Below are 15,417 nucleotides of genomic sequence, written 5' to 3' on the forward strand. Positions count from 1 at the left end.
GCCTTCGACTTCAATCAACTTAAGATATGCTTTTCCTATAAACTACGTTAAACGCCCATCTTTCTTCTGGTGTTGCTTGGTTTTTTTGTTTGCTGGCTTTTCATTTTTTGTGTTCCTTGTGCTCCGTTGAAGTTTCCTTTGCCGCCTGCTGCCTGCTTCTTTTTGTTTTCTAATTGCTTTTTCATCGCTTCTTGCAGACTGATTTTCTTTGGTTCATTGCTTTCTGACATATAGCTTCCTCCTAATGGTCCATATTAGTAAATTTAGTATAAACCATTTCTGCAAAGAAAGGTAATAAGAATTTACTGGGTATCTATAGAAAGATTAATTTTTTGAAAATAGAGAAAGTATGTAATTCAATAATTATTGTTGAAACTATCTTAGTATAGTGATAAAGTTATAAAAGTATTATATAACACTTGTGGATTTTACAAACTGGTCTGTAATAATAACAGATTTAGTGATAAAAGTATTTAATAGGAAAACTTTAAAGCTTTTCTATTAAATATTTTTATAGGAAACAAATATTGGAAGCGTTACCAAAAATACAAATGTGTAAGAATCTTAAAGAAAAGGTGTGAACAGCATGATAGACACAATTATTGAATGGAGTAATGAAATTCTTTGGTCATATGTTCTTATTGCACTATTGGTTGGCCTTGGAATTTATTTTTCTTTGAAATCAAAATTTGTTCAATTTACACAGTTGGGCGAGATGTTTCGGTTATTAAAAGAAAGCCCAACATCAAATGAAGCTAAAAAGAGAGTGTCCTCTTTTGGTGCATTCTGTATCAGTGCGGCAACTAGAATTGGTACAGGTAACCTTGCCGGTGTGGCGATCGCCATCTCGCTTGGAGGACCTGGTGCCGTATTTTGGATGTGGGTGGTTGCTCTATTTGGCGCTTCCTTAAGTTTTATTGAAAGTACACTTGCACAGGTGTATAAAGTAAGGGATAAGAGTGGCTTTAAAGGTGGTCCTGCTTACTATATGCAAAAGGCAATGGGAGCCCGTTGGATGGGTATTCTATTCGCTGTCTTGATCACTTTTTGCTTTGGATTGGCATTTACATCTGTCCAAGCAAACACCATTACCGTTGCATTTAATGAAGCATTTGGAGTGAATCGTTTAGTGCTCGGGTTAGTTCTCACAGCAATCGTAGCAATGGTTATCTTTGGAGGAGTAAAAAGAATTGCCAAGGTATCGCAAGTTGTTGTACCAGTTATGGCTGTTTCTTATTTATTGCTTGCGCTATATGTTATTGCAATTAACATTGGAGAAGTACCAGGATTGATCGGCGTCATCGTTTCAAGTGCCTTCGGTCTGAACGAAGCCGTAGCCGGCGGTATTGGTGCTGCCATTATGAATGGTGTGAAACGCGGCCTGTTCTCCAATGAAGCTGGTATGGGTAGTGCTCCGGTTGCAGCGGCAACTGCGGATGTAAGTCACCCAGCCAAACAAGGGTTCATTCAGACGCTTGGAGTATTTGTGGATACTATCTTAATTTGTAGTGCAACAGCCTTCATCATCTTGCTTGCAGGTATTCCTGGCGGAGAAGAGATGGAAGGTATTCAATTGACTCAAGTGGCGCTGGCGGAACATGTTGGGCCTTGGGCAAGTATCTTTATCGCTATCGCAATTTTGTTATTCTGCTTTAGTTCGATCATTGGAAATTATTATTATGGAGAATCCAATATTGAGTTTATTAAAGAAAGCAAAACAGCCATCATGATTTTCCGCTTAGCGGTACTTGGAATGACCGTTTTTGGTTCTGTTGCCAGCCTGAGCATGGTGTGGAATATTGCGGATTTATTCATGGCATTGATGGCGATCACCAACCTTGTAGCATTGGCCTTTATCGGAAAAATTGCTCTTGCTGTTTTGAAAGATTACATGAAGCAGCGTAAGGAAGGAAAAGAACCAGTATTCTATGCAAGTAACATTAAGGGATTAGAGAATACGGAATGCTGGGAAGATGAGCCGAAAAGTGTGGAGGAAAAAGGGGCTTAAAATTTGATAAAAGATAGAGCTACGGGATCCTGGTGGTCCTGTAGCTTTTTTGTTATATAGTAAAATAAACATTAACAAGTAATAATTAATGTGGTAAAATATCTTTAATTCAAGATATTGAATTTCAAAGTAAAATCAAACGCAAGGAGGTACTTATATATGAAACACTTCCATCAAAGTCCTACCACATATGTGAAGGATGTCATGATAAATGTAGAAAATCTTCAACGTTCCATTGAGTTTTATACAACAATAATTGGTTTTAAACTATTAGAACAAACAGAATCGCAAGCGGTATTCTCCGCAAATGGGCATACGCCGTTGTTGACTATCGTACAACCTAATGATATAAAACCAAAACAGCAACGTACCACCGGCCTATATCATTTTGCGCTTCTTTTGCCAACACGGTCAGATCTTGGTAGCATTATACACCATTTCATTGCCAAAGGAGTCCGCCTCCAAGGGGCTTCAGATCACCTTGTAAGTGAGGCATTGTATTTGGCGGATCCAGATGGAAACGGGATTGAAATTTATAGGGACCGTCCAGCAGAGGAATGGAATTGGAACGGATCAGAAGTGGAGATGGCATCGATAGCACTTGATGTGGAAGACTTGTTAAAAGAGGGGCAAGATACCTTATGGGATGGTCTTCCTAAAGAAACAGTCATGGGACATATACACCTTCATGTTTCGGAATTAAAAGATACCGAGCAATTTTACACAAAAGGGCTCGGATTTGAAGTCGTCACTCGTTATGGGGCCCAGGCTTTGTTTATTTCAACGGAACGTTATCATCATCATATCGGTCTGAATACTTGGAATGGAGTCGGAGCACCTGCACCTGCCGCCAATTCAGTAGGTCTTGTATGGTTCTCATTGGTGTTTTCAAGTGAAGAAAAGAAGCTCGCTGCTGTTGAAAGGCTAACATCTTTAGGTTATAAAGTAGAGGTATTAGATGGCCAATATTTTGCAAAGGATCCATCAGGAAATAGAATTAAATTGAATTAATTAACACAACAGACTTCTATTCTAAAAAGGGGTCTGTTTTTTTACGTCGTATAAATATTGGAAGCACAACACATCTTAAAGACAACTACGCGTACAATGGGAGCTTTCTATGAAGAAACATAACATACAACTGACAACGCCGGAGATTGCGGCATTATGGACAACATACATACAGAACAGCGCAACGATTTGCTTTTATAAGCATTTTCTTCAGCAGGTGGAAGACACGGAGATTGAGCGAATTGTAAAGGAGTCATTGTTCTTAGAAGAAAGATATAATGAGGAAATTCAGAAAATCTTTATTAAAGAAGACTTTCCAGTGCCAGATGGATTTTCCGATAAAGATGTCAATCTTGCGGCTCCTCCCTTATATACAGATCTCTTTGCACTGAGTTTTGCCTATAGGGTGGGGCAGATGACAGTACCCTATTATGCCTCGGTTTTGACGAAGGTAGCAAGAGGCGATGTGGTTGCTTTTTTTAGTGAATGTTTAAAAACTTCAACCAAACATTACAGAAATGCACTTGACTTGATGCTTGCGAAGGGGATTTATGACAGACCACCCAAAGTCCCTTATCCGAAAAATGTACAATACATTAAAGAGCAGCAAACAATCCTTGGTGCTTGGTTTGGTGACAAAAGGCCCCTGAATGTGATGGAACTCGGGGAAATATTTTATGTGATTGAACGTAACTATATTGGGATGGTCATGCTATTGGGATTAATTCAAGTCATGAGGGACCAGGAGATAAAGGAATATTTAAAAAAAGGGAAGATACTTGCGCAAAAACAGGTGGAAGTCTTTAATAATGTCTTAAAAGATGAGGACCACTTAGGAAATGTTCCTGTCAGTCTTGAGGTAACAGATTCAATCGTTTCCCCCTTTTCTGACAAGCTAATCTTATTTTTGATTACAACCACAAGTTCTGCCGGATTATACTTGCTTGCATATGCCATGTCCACTGCGATGCGGAAAGACCTTGCGATGCACTATTCCACGATTATGTTGGATATAGCCAAATATGGGGAGGATGGATTGGAGATGCTGATTAGAAGAGGATGGATGGAACAGCCTCCGCAATCAGTGGACCGAGAGAAGCTGCAAGAATAAAGTGGCTGAAGGTCATACTGGAACCTTCAGCTCCTTCTGGAAAAAATAAAGCTCATCAGAAAGCTTGAAACCTGCCTTTTGGTAAAGACGTATTGCATGATTATTGGTTGAATTCACACACAGTTGAAGTTCATCAATTTCTTTAAATGAAAAAATCCAAGAAACCGCACCTTTCAAAAGTTCCGTACCGATGCTTTGTCCGCGAAAACGATCATCCACTGCAAAAAACTCTATGCTTGCTTCCGAAAACTCAGGTTCTACTTCCACGTAAATGTACCCTGCTAATTTGTCTTCTCTCAGATAATAAAATACTTTCCGGTGTTCATTAATCCGTTTAATGATTTCTTCTCCAGTATAATATGTATCTGGAAAGGCCAGGTTGTGCAGGCGGATCATCTCTCCGTTGCGTTGCTCTGTAAGAAAGGGTAGCTTAGAAACTTGAGAGGCAGAATAGTCGTTTCTTCTCATAATTAAAATAGCCTGTTCACTTTGTTTTGAGAAGTTGAAATTTGTTGCGGTTATGACTGCTGTTTCATTTACCTTGTTTGGAAACATGCTAAGTCTTTCAACCTCTGATGGCAGAAGTGGCAACATTTCCTTGAATAGGTATATTGCTTGATCTTGGTGATTAGCCTCTACAAACGGCCCCCATACTTCTGCAGACTTTTGCTCGAAGTCAGCATCAAACCCAACTACTCCTATCAATGTTTCATTCTTATAGGCTAGAACGAAGGCTTTTTCAAACGGTACATCTGTCAGTTCATTTTGCAAGTAACTAGAGATCTCCTGTTGTTTTTTGCCACAATATCCGATATGACTGCGGGACTGACCATTGAGTCTTGCAATAAAAGATGCAACTTCTTCAAGTAAATCACTTGAAGAAAAAAAGATTACAGGTTCTTTCATTTCACCACTCCCCATTAAAAAATCCCAGAGTGTGCACGCCTCTGGGATTTATTAGATTATTAAAAATTATAACACAAAAAATTAACGATTTATGAGGTTTCGTACCCCTCTATAGATTAAGGCAAGTGAGAATACTAGAACAGTCACGACGCCAAGAATACTAGTGATCGGCTCAAGAGCAGCAAACGTTCCAGTCATTGGTACTCTAAGAAGCGCAAAACCTGCTAGCATGGCAGCGAAAAACAGAATAATTCTTTCCATATAACACCCTCCTTTCCCTTTGATAACACTATATGTGTATAGGCTTAGACTTGTCAGCGCTTTCAGCAATTTTTCTATTCTTTGAACATTGTTCAGTTATGTAATAGGAATAATAGGGTAAAAAGATAAAAAGAGATATAGATGAGTGGGAGTGAGGAAATGGAGGATATTAAAGATTCAGTCAAAGAATCTTTTCTGGCAATTTTACCAGTATCAGCGGTAATCATTTTACTTCAGATTTTTTTAATAGGACTTCCTCTTGAGAAGTTCCTTTTATTCTTAATAGGACTATTAATGGTGACATTTGGATTGATGTTCTTCCTTATGGGTGTCAACATAGGACTTTTACCTGTTGGGGACATGATTGGAAGGGCGCTCCCAAAACCAAAAAAGAAGTGGTTAATCATTATTGTCGGGCTGTTGTTGGGTATCGCGGTCACTGTGGCAGAACCAGATGTAAGGGTGTTGGCAACGCAAGTGGATGAAGTATCGGATGGGAAAATCACGTCGACTGTATTGATCCTTTCCGTTGCGCTTGGAGTTGGGATATTTGTGGCGCTGGCGATGGTAAGAACCATTTATAAGATTAAATTGCCTTACCTTATAATGCCTGCATATTTACTTGTTTTTCTCCTAGGATTTTTTACTCCTGAGACATTCGTTCCAATTTCATTTGATGCTGGAGGTGTGACCACAGGTCCGCTGACCGTCCCGTTTATTCTGGCTTTGGGAGTCGGTGTCGCGTCTGTATTGAGAAAGGATGAATCATCGAGTGAAGGATTTGGATTGGTTGCACTGGCTTCCATTGGACCTATACTTGCAGTTCTGCTATTGGGGGTGATTTATCAATGATTCACGACATCTTTAAGGGATTTGGAGGACTGCTTCTTGAGGTAACCTTCGCGTTAGTGCCGTTATTAGTTTTTTTCCTCGTTTTTCAATTTATATTTTTGAAGCTAGATTGGGATAAACTAAAGAAAATATTGCTTGGTTTCGGGTTTTCCTACATAGGACTGGTGTTATTCCTCCAAGGGGTGCATATCGGATTTATGCCAGTAGGAGAAAAAATGGGAGAGAGTCTTGGCGAGATTACACATTCGTGGATACTGATTCCTATTGGCTTTGTTCTTGGTTTTGTCGCTACGATAGCAGAGCCTGCTGTAAGAGTACTGAATAAAGAGGTATCCGATGTGACGGAAGGATATATCTCCAAGAAAGCAATGCTTTTGACGCTGTCTGTAGGAGTAGGAGTAGCTATCGCTTTGTCCATGCTTCGTATTCAGTTCAATTTTTCCATCTGGTATTACCTCATTCCAGGCTACCTTATCGCATTTATCCTTCTGTTTTTTACCAAAAAAATCTTCGTCAGTATTGCCTTTGATTCTGGCGGAGTTGCAACTGGACCCATGACGGTTACTTTTATTCTTTCCATGGCGGTAGGAGTTGCATCTGTTACAGAGGGAAGTGATCCCCTGACGGATGGCTTTGGAATGATTGCCCTTGTAGCACTTGCCCCCATTATTTCCGTTCTTGTGTTAGGAATTATTTACAAAAAAGAAGTGGAAGAGAAGGGATAGAAATTGCGTGGCATAAATAAAACGGAGCTGAAATCAACTAGTCGATTTCAGCTCCGTTTTTTACTTAGTTTATTTCGAGAGGTCGTAAACTTGCTTCGATTTCTGCTCTTTTTGGCTCTAAAAACGGAGGAAGAGCAAGTTTTTCTCCCATCGTTTCTAACGGCTCGTCTGCACTGAATCCAGGAGTGTCTGTGGATAGTTCAAAAAGAATACCATTAGGCTCTCGGAAGTAAAGTGCCTTAAAATAATATCTTTCTACTTCTCCTGAGTTCGGGAGGCGGGTTTCCCTCACGCGTTGTACCCACTTTTGAAACTCTTCTTGAATTGGAACCCGGAACGCTACATGATGTACGCCGCCGCGACCTATTTTTTCAGCTGGAAGATCAGGCCTTGTTTCAATATGCACTTCAGCACCTGTTCCTCCTTCCCCAGTTGTGTATATTTCGATGTCAGGGAAATCCCCTTTAAGGGAAGGATATGACCCTTTAAATTGAAACCCAAGCACATTGGTTAAGATGCTCGTGGTCGGCAGGGAAGATTTAACCGTCAACGTTACAGGCCCAAGTCCAATAATGCTATGCTCTTTTGGGATATCACTCTTTTCCCAGGGAACCCCGGCTGAAACACCTTTTTCTCCGTTATCAGCCACTAATAACAGCTTGGTGCCTTCGTAATCTTCAAATGCCAAAGTGTCTCTGTCTGCGCGCTTTTTTATTTCTTCCTGTTTTATGTTAAATGTCTGGAATCGCTGTTGCCAAAAACGTAATGATTCGGTGGTTGCCACACGTAAAGAAGTAGATGAAATGCTTGAAACTCCTTCATGGGTTCTGCCTAAGCCAGGAATATCGAAAAAGGTGATCTCGGTTCCTGGATTTCCCTCTGCGTCACCATAAAATAGATGATAGGAGGAGGTGTTATCTTGATTTACGGTCTTTTTTACAAGTCGCATGCCAAGAACCTCTGTGAAAAATTGAAAATTTCTTTCTGCTTTAGCTGTTAATAAAGAAACGTGGTGTAAACCCAATAATTCCATAGGTATCACTCCTACTAATTATTTAACTCAAATTAAGATATCTCGAATTCAAGATAATTATAACATGACTTTTTCACTTCCACAATAGCAAAGAATTATTTGAAAAGTACAAAATTTTTCTGTGTTTTTCTGCTTTTTTATTGCTAAATTCTCCATTTCAAAATATATTTATAATATATATATGTAGGAGAGTGATGAGAACTTGGATAGTATACCCTATGACTCGATAATTTTATTAGGGGCATTGTTAATATTATCAGGATATTTTTCGGCATCTGAAACGGCTATTACGAGCGTGAACAAAGTTCGGCTTCGTAATCAGGCAGACAACAATGCAAGAGCAAAACGCTCATTAAACATGGCAGAAAACTTTGATCAAAGTGTTTCTACAATCCTAATAGGTAATAATATTGTCAACATAGCAATGGCAGCGATAGCAACTAATATTGCTACGCAACTATACGGCCCTGATGGCAGTACGCTAGCAATCACGACAGCGATTATTACGATAGTAGTCCTTGTTTTTGGGGAGATTTTGCCGAAATCTTTAGCTAAACAATATGCAGAAAAATATTTACTTTTAATATCTGCTTCTTTAATGACAGTCATGAAACTCTTTTATCCGATTACATGGTTGTTCGTCCAACTGAAAGTAGGAATCAAAAAACTCCTTGGAGCAGATAAGGAGGAACCTACTGTTACAGAAGAAGATGTAATTGCGATGGTCGAAATCGGAGAGGAAGAAGGGACTTTTCTCACACAAGAACGAGAACTGCTGCATAATGCCATAGCGTTTGATGATATCGTCGTGAAAGATATCCTTACTCCAAGGCCTGACGTAGTAGCAATCTCAGAGGATACGTCTATTGAAGAAATTAAAGACATTTTTATAAAAGAACAATATTCCCGCTTACCTTTATATGAAGGATCCATCGACAACATTACTGGAGTTATTTCACATAGAGATTTCTTTGCGCAATATGTTCAGAATCCTAACTTTTCATTAAAAGAAATTGAACGCAGTCCATTTTTTGTCATCGGATCTGCCAAAATATCTAATCTCCTTAAAGAGCTGCAGACTTCACAAAACCATTTGGCCATTGTGCTTGATGAGTATGGAGGAACGGCAGGTATTATCTCGATTGAAGATATTATTGAAGAGATTGTCGGGGAAATCTGGGATGAGCATGATGAAAACGAAAACTTGGTGGAAGTACTAGATGAATTGAAGTTTCGTATGGATGGGCGTCTCCCTGTAGAAGAATTTACGGAGCTGCTACAACTTGAAGTATCTGAATCCACCGCTAACACGTTAGGTGGTTGGATTTCAGATATGCTCGGCTATCTTCCTAAAAAGGGAGAAAGAGTGGAGTGTGAAAGTTTCGTCATTCACATAGAAGAAGTGAAAAAGCATCGAATCCAAAAAGTAGTTGTGGAAAAAAACGTTGATTTCGTCTTTTCTGCTTAAACCTTTTCAGAGTCTTGGCATATTGCCAGGGCTTTTTTGTTACTTGGGAACGAGTTTAATCATGTTCGAGAGTTTTGGGTTCACCGGTAGTTATAGGGTCTCAATGAGGACAATGTTCGAGAGTTTTTGGGTTCACCGGTAGTTGTAAGGTGGCAATGGGGGCAATGTTCAGAGAATACAGGGGTAGCTTTCTTTAAATGGTTTTTATATAATTCAAAGCAGAACGTTTAGGAAGTGATACATAATGTTAAACAAGAAAATTGGTTTTATTGGTAGCGGAAAGATGGCTGAGGCCATAATTGGTGGACTTATAAAGTCAGAACTAGTACCTGCAAACCAGATATTCGCCAGTGCAAAAACAAGAGAAACGGTAGAGAAAATTGCAGATAAGTACGCGATTCAAACAACAATTCAAAACAGGGAAGTAGCAGCAAAAGCAGACATGCTTATCTTAGCTGTAAAACCTGATCTTCACAAAGCAGTAATAGAAGAAATTAAGGATATAGTCAAGAGTGAGGCTGTCATTATTACCATTGCTGCGGGCATAACGCTTGATTTCCTTGAAACAACTTTCGGACATAGTATAAAAGCAGTCCGTGTAATGCCCAATACTCCATCCCTGGTAGGGGAAGGCATGAGTGCAATTTGTTCTAACGATGAAACAAATGCACAGGAACTGCAAGAGGTCATCCGTCTTTTTGAAAGCTTCGGTAAAGCGGAGGTACTGCCTGAAAAGTTGATGGATGCTGTGCCTGCCGTTAGCGGTTCTTCTCCGGCATATGTGTATATGTTCATTGAAGCGTTGGCTGATGGGGCAGTGCAGCAGGGAATAGCCCGTAATCAGGCATATACTATGGCAGCCCAGGCTGTTCTGGGAGCAGCGAAGATGGTGTTGGAGACGGGGAAGCACCCGGGTGAATTGAAGGATAATGTGTGTACGCCAGGTGGGGCTACCATTGAAGCTGTTACGACTCTGGAAAAGCACGGCTTCCGGTCTGCTGTGGTCTCTGCAATGGAAGCATGTACGGAAAAGTCTAAAAGACTGAAAAATAGCAAATGAGAAAAACTGTTTATAACAAAAACAATAGTTAGTTGTTAAACGCCGCTGTTCCTTTCCGCAAATGGCTTCGCTTTCCTAGGGTGCTTGAGCCTCCTCGCTACGCTGCGGGGTCTCAAGCTACCGCTATCTCCCTCAGGAGTCTTCGCCTTTTGCTCCAATCCACAGCTAGAAATTAGGTGAACGAAGTGTTAGTGCATTTACAGTTAACTCAGTTAAATACCTTTTCGCAAACCCTAATGTGAACAAAGTAACCTTGTTGATTGGAGTGGAAGGCGCGCAGACGCCCGCAGGCAAGCGAAGCGCCTGGAAAGGGAAATCAACAGGATTCTATACTTTTTCTCTTAAAACTAACCCACTCACCTAAAGGTAGAGTGGGCTTATTGCTTATTCAAACAACTCCAGAAATTCTCCATATCCCTCTGCTTCGAGTTGTTCTTTTGGGACAAATCGGAGGGCGGCGGAGTTCATGCAATATCTTAGGCCGGTTGGATTAGGGCCGTCATCGAAAACATGCCCCAAGTGTGCGTTGCCTAATTTGCTGCGGATTTCAGTTCGTACAGAGAAAAAACTTCGGTCTTCCAGCTCCACTATATTTTCTGGAACCAACGGCTTTGTGAAGCTCGGCCATCCAGTACCAGAATCATATTTATCGGTAGAGCTGAACAATGCTTCTCCAGAAATTAAATCCACATAAATGCCTTCTCCTTCAAAGTCCCAATACTCATTATTAAACGGTTCCTCTGTGCCATCTTCCTGCGTGACATAATATTGTTCAGCAGTTAAAACGGAACGCAATTCATCTTTGGATAAATGGAGAAGGGTTGTGCCATCATCTTCTACTTGTGGAGTTATATTGCGATCATCACCCCAAGCCTCATCGAGAAAATCGTCACGTCCTGAGTTATCTCGGTAAAAATCATAGCGAACCGGATTTTTAATGTAATAGTCCTGATGATAGTCTTCTGCAATATAGAAGGTTTCTGCTGGCGTAATCTCCGTCACAATTGGTTGATCAAAACGCCCAGAAGCATCAAGATCTTCTTTTGATTGTTCGGCGAGTTGCTTCTGTTCTTCACTATGATAGAAAATTCCAGATTGATAAGGCGTGCCTCTATCAACAAATTGTCCCTCGTCATCAGTAGGATCGACTTGTCTCCAGAATACATCTAATAACGTTTCATAATTTATGACATCCGGATTATAAGAAACGATGACGGCTTCCACATGACCTGTCTCTCCAGTTGTGACTTCGTTGTAGGCTGGGTTTTCCACATTTCCACCGGTATAGCCTGAAACAACCTCGTATACACCTGGCAGCTTTTCAAATGGCGGTTCCATGCACCAGAAGCAGCCGCCTGCGAAAGTGGCATAGGCAATATTTTCACTTTCCTCAAGCTCATAAGGCATACTGCCGACTGATTTCTGTGTTACAGTTGCATACATTTTGGGTATAAAGAAGTAGGCGGCAAGGCAAGCGATTACAAGAAGTAAACCCCAGAATTTTTTACTCATCACAGACTCCTTTAGTATGTCGTTATTCCAATTATAACGTAAGCCATTTACAGACCTCTACAAATGATATGCTTCTTCAAATTTTTCCATGTTTTGATTTCGTGTACAATATATATTACTATTGTAATAGATATGATTGAAAAATCATCTTCAACAATGGAGGACTTCAATGAATATATTCTTAACTGGTGCTACTGGATTTTTAGGGGGAAGGCTGATTCGCAACCTCTTGGAAGGAGAGCACACAGTCTATATATTAGCTAGAAACATCAAAAAAGCGAATGCATTAAAAGAAGACTTGCCACTTTCCCTGCAAGATAGGGTTACCATTCTAAATGGGGATATTGTTAAACCGAAATTCGGTTTTTCTACTGAGCAATTAGCTGCGCTTACTAATAAAATTGATATTTTCTATCATCTTGCAGCTTTAGTAAAATTTGATCATCACTTAAGGGATACACTCATGGAAATGAATTACCAAGGAACGAAACACGCCTTAGAAGTCGCTGCCTCAATTGGAGCGGGAAAATTTATCCATGTGAGCACCGCTTATACGGTGGGAATATCCAATTCAGGTAAGGAAGAACTTTATAATCTTGAACAGGACTTCAACAATCCATATGAGGAAAGCAAGGCCCTTGCAGAACATGAAGTAATGAAATATAAGGATGAAATGGACGTTTCCATTTTTAGACCTGCCATCATTGTTGGAGATTCTAAGACAGGTGAAGCGGACTCCAACTTTACGCTTTATGGATTTATGAGGGGCCTCGAGCTTTTTAAACGTAAACTGGAACGCAAGAGTTATGAAGAAAAAGTTCACCTGGTCGGTTCCAAAGACGGTACATCCAATCTGGTACCTGTTGATTATGTAGCCGATATTTTAACGATTGCAGCTCAACAAGCGGAAAAGAACACAATCTACAATGTTACAAATCCTGCACCGCCAACCAACAGGGAAATACTTGAGACGATAAAAGCGCATTTGGACTTCCGTTCACTTGGCATTTATGAGAAAGGTACAAGCTTTTCCTTAACACCAGTGGAGCTGCAGTTAAATAGTTTAATAGATGTCTTTGGTCCATATCTTGATCGGAGTATCTCATTTGCGGATCGCAATACACAAAAACTTTTAAAAGATAGTCCTATCTCTCATTTGAATATGACGAAGGAGATATTGGAAATTATAATCCGCGCCTATTTTGAACCAGAAAAGGAAAAGGTGGAAATATAATTAAGTTGCAAAGAAGGAGTGGTGGCCGTTATATAGGCTTTCACTCTTTTTTTGTTTATAATAAATGCAACAACTCAATCAAGCAGGTGACAGTATAGTGGTGAAAAATATTTTAGCGGTTTTTATTGGTGGAGCAATCGGTACGTTGCTGAGGTATGCAATTACTGTAAGTACTGTTGAAATTGCTTTTCCGGTAGGAACACTTTTTGTTAATCTTGTGGGAAGCTTTGTCTTGGGGACTTTTACAGGATGGATGATGCGTAGAGAAGGTAAGGAATATATAAAGGTTGGATTTGGGACTGGCTTGTGTGGTGGTTTTACGACGATGTCTACGTTGGCTGCTGATGCATTTATGTTAGAGGCACAATCTACCATTTTTATTACTACTATCTATTTATTCTCGTCCGTTGTTGGTGGACTTTTATTCGCTTTCCTCGGGCTTTTATTAGGACATTCATTTTCTAAAAAACATTTAGCTTCTGGCTTAAAAAGATAGGGAGGTTAGTATGAGTCAAGCTGCCTTGATCTTAATACTCACAGTTGGGGGCGGGAGCGGAGCCTTGTGCAGATATTTACTTGGATTGGCTGTTATGAAAAAGTTTCCAACCCCGCGCATCCCAATAGCAATGATTATAGTTAATATCATAGGTTCATTTGGGTTAGGAATACTATATGGAAACGTTTATACAGAAACTCTTTATAACGACGCACTTTTTGTTTTTCTGGGATTAGGTTTCTTCGGTGCATTTACGACGTTTTCCACTTTTAGTGTGGAAGCTGTACAGTTAATAATGGATAACAAATATCAACACGCCTTAATCTATCTAAGTTTAAGCATTTTTGGTTCCATTATAGGATTTCTCCTAGGTTATTTTATAAGTTAAAAAGGAAAACTCGTTCAGGTATCACGAGTTTTCCTTTTTTAGTTTGTACGGATAACATTTCTGGTGACGAGGTTATTTTTTTTTACTTGTGCAGGTAATGTGAGAACAAGAGACTTTTTAAACCACTGATTTTTATAATGAAGATCCCCACCATGAGCCAATAAAATCGTATAAGCAGAATAAAGAGGGGTATGTTCCTCGTTTTTACGTATTTCTTGCAGGTGAAGTAATGTTTTTATAGGATCTTTCTCTGCTTTCCCATCTTTCATCACTAGCTCGAATATTACTTCTGTTCGCTGCAGGTAATGATTAAGCTGGAGACTTTTCATTGATCCGTCATTTGATTGGATACAAAATTTAATTATCGTTGAGATAGCTTCTGCAAGAAGATTCAAGTTTCCATTTATCCTTAAGTTACGCTCGCTGTTAATCTGAAAATCCAGGTGATGGTTGTTCGCATACATTTGGATATCTGCTGTGACCAAGTCAAGTAATTCCTTCGAGGATAGTGTCTTTGAAGAAAATGCTTCTGTCTTAGCGAGTTTAATATAGGAATCAATGATCTTTTCAGCGCGGTTTAGCTCCTTCAAAATGATGGGAACATATTCCTTATTTGCCCTGTTGTGTTCTGCTCCGAGCAATTGTGTAAATCCTTTTACCATAGTTAACGGTTGTTGAAACTCTCTTGCAACTTCATCAGCAATGGTATTGATATGGTAGAGTTTTTTCATTTTTTTGTATTGATTTTGTAATTCTTCTAATCCACAAAAATACTCAACTAAGCAGAATAAAAGCAGAGTAGTGCCGACAAACACGATACTTGTGCTAATTGTACTCGCTATCTCCAAGCCTAAAATTACAAAAGTAATGGAATGTAATACTGCTCCAATTGCAGCAATTGTTGATATCAATAAGTATTTAATAGTGTTTGGATACACCCTCCACTTCGTCTGCACCAATAAAGGCAAGACAGAAAGAAAAGGGATAAGAAAATAAGCATGCAAATAGTTAATGGAAGACGGGGAAATCAAGGGATAGATAAATAAAGCAATGACCGTCAAACCTCCAGCCAAATATCCACCATACAATATGGACATGATAACCGGGATGCCACTTAAGTTAAAAGGGGTGTCATCAGCTATTAGTATAGGAAATGTCGAACACATAAGTGCTGAAATGGTACAATAAAAAAAGGCTGCAAGTTGACGGACAAACTCCGAAGGCTTACTAGTTCGTTTATGTACCAAAGTGTAGTATAGAAGAAGAGGGACGACCAAAAAGAACAGTTGTAATAAGATATCTTTCAATAAGTTCATTACGAGACCCCTTACCTAGATGCATTATGTACTATT

At 39.6% G+C, this 15,417-nt stretch carries 16 protein-coding genes; 10 read left to right on the plus strand and 6 right to left on the minus strand.

Features of this window, described 5'->3' with window-relative positions; all coding sequences use genetic code 11:
* Positions 1 to 47: 47 nt before the first annotated feature.
* On the minus strand, positions 48 to 230 hold the full coding sequence (locus tag B4U37_RS05590) for a hypothetical protein (RefSeq protein WP_088017437.1): 183 nt from the start codon (positions 228 to 230) through the stop codon (positions 48 to 50).
* Between the two features lie 356 nt (positions 231 to 586).
* On the opposite strand from B4U37_RS05590, the gene B4U37_RS05595 reads away from it, so the two are divergent.
* The 3 genes from B4U37_RS05595 (at position 587) to B4U37_RS05605 (ending at position 4,130) form a co-directional block, all read left to right on the plus strand.
* Complete coding sequence (locus B4U37_RS05595) at positions 587 to 2,008, plus strand: alanine/glycine:cation symporter family protein (protein WP_088017438.1); 1,422 nt, start codon at positions 587 to 589, stop codon at positions 2,006 to 2,008.
* 159 nt (positions 2,009 to 2,167) lie between these two features.
* Positions 2,168 to 3,019, plus strand: coding sequence for a VOC family protein (locus tag B4U37_RS05600; protein ID WP_088017439.1), 852 nt, complete (start codon positions 2,168 to 2,170; stop codon positions 3,017 to 3,019).
* Between the two features lie 109 nt (positions 3,020 to 3,128).
* On the plus strand, positions 3,129 to 4,130 hold the full coding sequence (locus tag B4U37_RS05605; RefSeq protein ID WP_088017440.1) for a DUF3231 family protein: 1,002 nt from the start codon (positions 3,129 to 3,131) through the stop codon (positions 4,128 to 4,130).
* A gap of 12 nt (positions 4,131 to 4,142) precedes the next feature.
* Here the strand turns inward: B4U37_RS05605 and B4U37_RS05610 are convergent, their stop codons facing one another.
* Both B4U37_RS05610 and B4U37_RS05615 read right to left on the minus strand, forming a co-directional pair.
* Entirely contained in the window at positions 4,143 to 5,036 is an 894-nt protein-coding gene (locus B4U37_RS05610; protein WP_157663723.1) for a GNAT family N-acetyltransferase, read from the minus strand.
* Between the two features lie 81 nt (positions 5,037 to 5,117).
* Complete coding sequence (locus B4U37_RS05615; RefSeq protein ID WP_088017442.1) at positions 5,118 to 5,297, minus strand: hypothetical protein; 180 nt, start codon at positions 5,295 to 5,297, stop codon at positions 5,118 to 5,120.
* Between the two features lie 159 nt (positions 5,298 to 5,456).
* On the opposite strand from B4U37_RS05615, the gene B4U37_RS05620 reads away from it, so the two are divergent.
* Together B4U37_RS05620 and B4U37_RS05625 are read left to right on the plus strand one after the other, a co-directional pair.
* On the plus strand, positions 5,457 to 6,149 hold the full coding sequence (locus tag B4U37_RS05620) for a DUF1538 domain-containing protein (protein WP_088020168.1): 693 nt from the start codon (positions 5,457 to 5,459) through the stop codon (positions 6,147 to 6,149).
* Positions 6,146 to 6,874 carry a DUF1538 domain-containing protein gene (locus B4U37_RS05625; RefSeq protein WP_088017443.1) on the plus strand — a complete coding sequence of 243 codons (729 nt, stop codon included), beginning with the start codon at positions 6,146 to 6,148 and terminating at the stop codon, positions 6,872 to 6,874. Before B4U37_RS05620 ends, B4U37_RS05625 begins: the two co-directional genes overlap by 4 nt.
* Before the next feature lie 64 nt (positions 6,875 to 6,938).
* Here the strand turns inward: B4U37_RS05625 and B4U37_RS05630 are convergent, their stop codons facing one another.
* Positions 6,939 to 7,907, minus strand: a complete 969-nt coding sequence (locus tag B4U37_RS05630) for a ring-cleaving dioxygenase (RefSeq protein ID WP_088017444.1) — start codon at positions 7,905 to 7,907, stop codon at positions 6,939 to 6,941.
* Between the two features lie 202 nt (positions 7,908 to 8,109).
* Here B4U37_RS05630 and B4U37_RS05635 point away from each other — a divergent pair, with 202 nt between their 5' ends.
* Together B4U37_RS05635 and proC are read left to right on the plus strand one after the other, a co-directional pair.
* Positions 8,110 to 9,375 carry a hemolysin family protein gene (locus B4U37_RS05635; protein ID WP_088017445.1) on the plus strand — a complete coding sequence of 422 codons (1,266 nt, stop codon included), beginning with the start codon at positions 8,110 to 8,112 and terminating at the stop codon, positions 9,373 to 9,375.
* A gap of 244 nt (positions 9,376 to 9,619) precedes the next feature.
* Entirely contained in the window at positions 9,620 to 10,435 is an 816-nt protein-coding gene (gene proC / locus B4U37_RS05640) for a pyrroline-5-carboxylate reductase (protein ID WP_088017446.1), read from the plus strand.
* 384 nt (positions 10,436 to 10,819) lie between these two features.
* Here proC and msrA read toward each other — a convergent pair whose 3' ends face one another.
* Positions 10,820 to 11,947, minus strand: coding sequence for a peptide-methionine (S)-S-oxide reductase MsrA (gene msrA, locus B4U37_RS05645; protein ID WP_088017447.1), 1,128 nt, complete (start codon positions 11,945 to 11,947; stop codon positions 10,820 to 10,822).
* A gap of 169 nt (positions 11,948 to 12,116) precedes the next feature.
* On the opposite strand from msrA, the gene B4U37_RS05650 reads away from it, so the two are divergent.
* The 3 genes from B4U37_RS05650 (at position 12,117) to crcB (ending at position 14,065) form a co-directional block, all read left to right on the plus strand.
* Entirely contained in the window at positions 12,117 to 13,181 is a 1,065-nt protein-coding gene (locus tag B4U37_RS05650; protein ID WP_088017448.1) for an SDR family oxidoreductase, read from the plus strand.
* Between the two features lie 97 nt (positions 13,182 to 13,278).
* Positions 13,279 to 13,677: a fluoride efflux transporter FluC gene (locus B4U37_RS05655; RefSeq protein ID WP_088017449.1), complete on the plus strand. Its 399-nt coding sequence runs from the start codon at positions 13,279 to 13,281 to the stop codon at positions 13,675 to 13,677.
* 10 nt (positions 13,678 to 13,687) lie between these two features.
* Complete coding sequence (gene crcB, locus B4U37_RS05660) at positions 13,688 to 14,065, plus strand: fluoride efflux transporter CrcB (RefSeq protein ID WP_088017450.1); 378 nt, start codon at positions 13,688 to 13,690, stop codon at positions 14,063 to 14,065.
* Between the two features lie 38 nt (positions 14,066 to 14,103).
* Here the strand turns inward: crcB and B4U37_RS05665 are convergent, their stop codons facing one another.
* On the minus strand, positions 14,104 to 15,381 hold the full coding sequence (locus B4U37_RS05665) for a histidine kinase dimerization/phospho-acceptor domain-containing protein (protein ID WP_088017451.1): 1,278 nt from the start codon (positions 15,379 to 15,381) through the stop codon (positions 14,104 to 14,106).
* Positions 15,382 to 15,417 lie beyond the last annotated feature (36 nt).

Source organism: Sutcliffiella horikoshii (assembly GCF_002157855.1).
In the GTDB taxonomy this organism is placed as follows: Bacteria; Bacillota; Bacilli; order Bacillales; family Bacillaceae_I; genus Sutcliffiella_A; species Sutcliffiella_A horikoshii_C.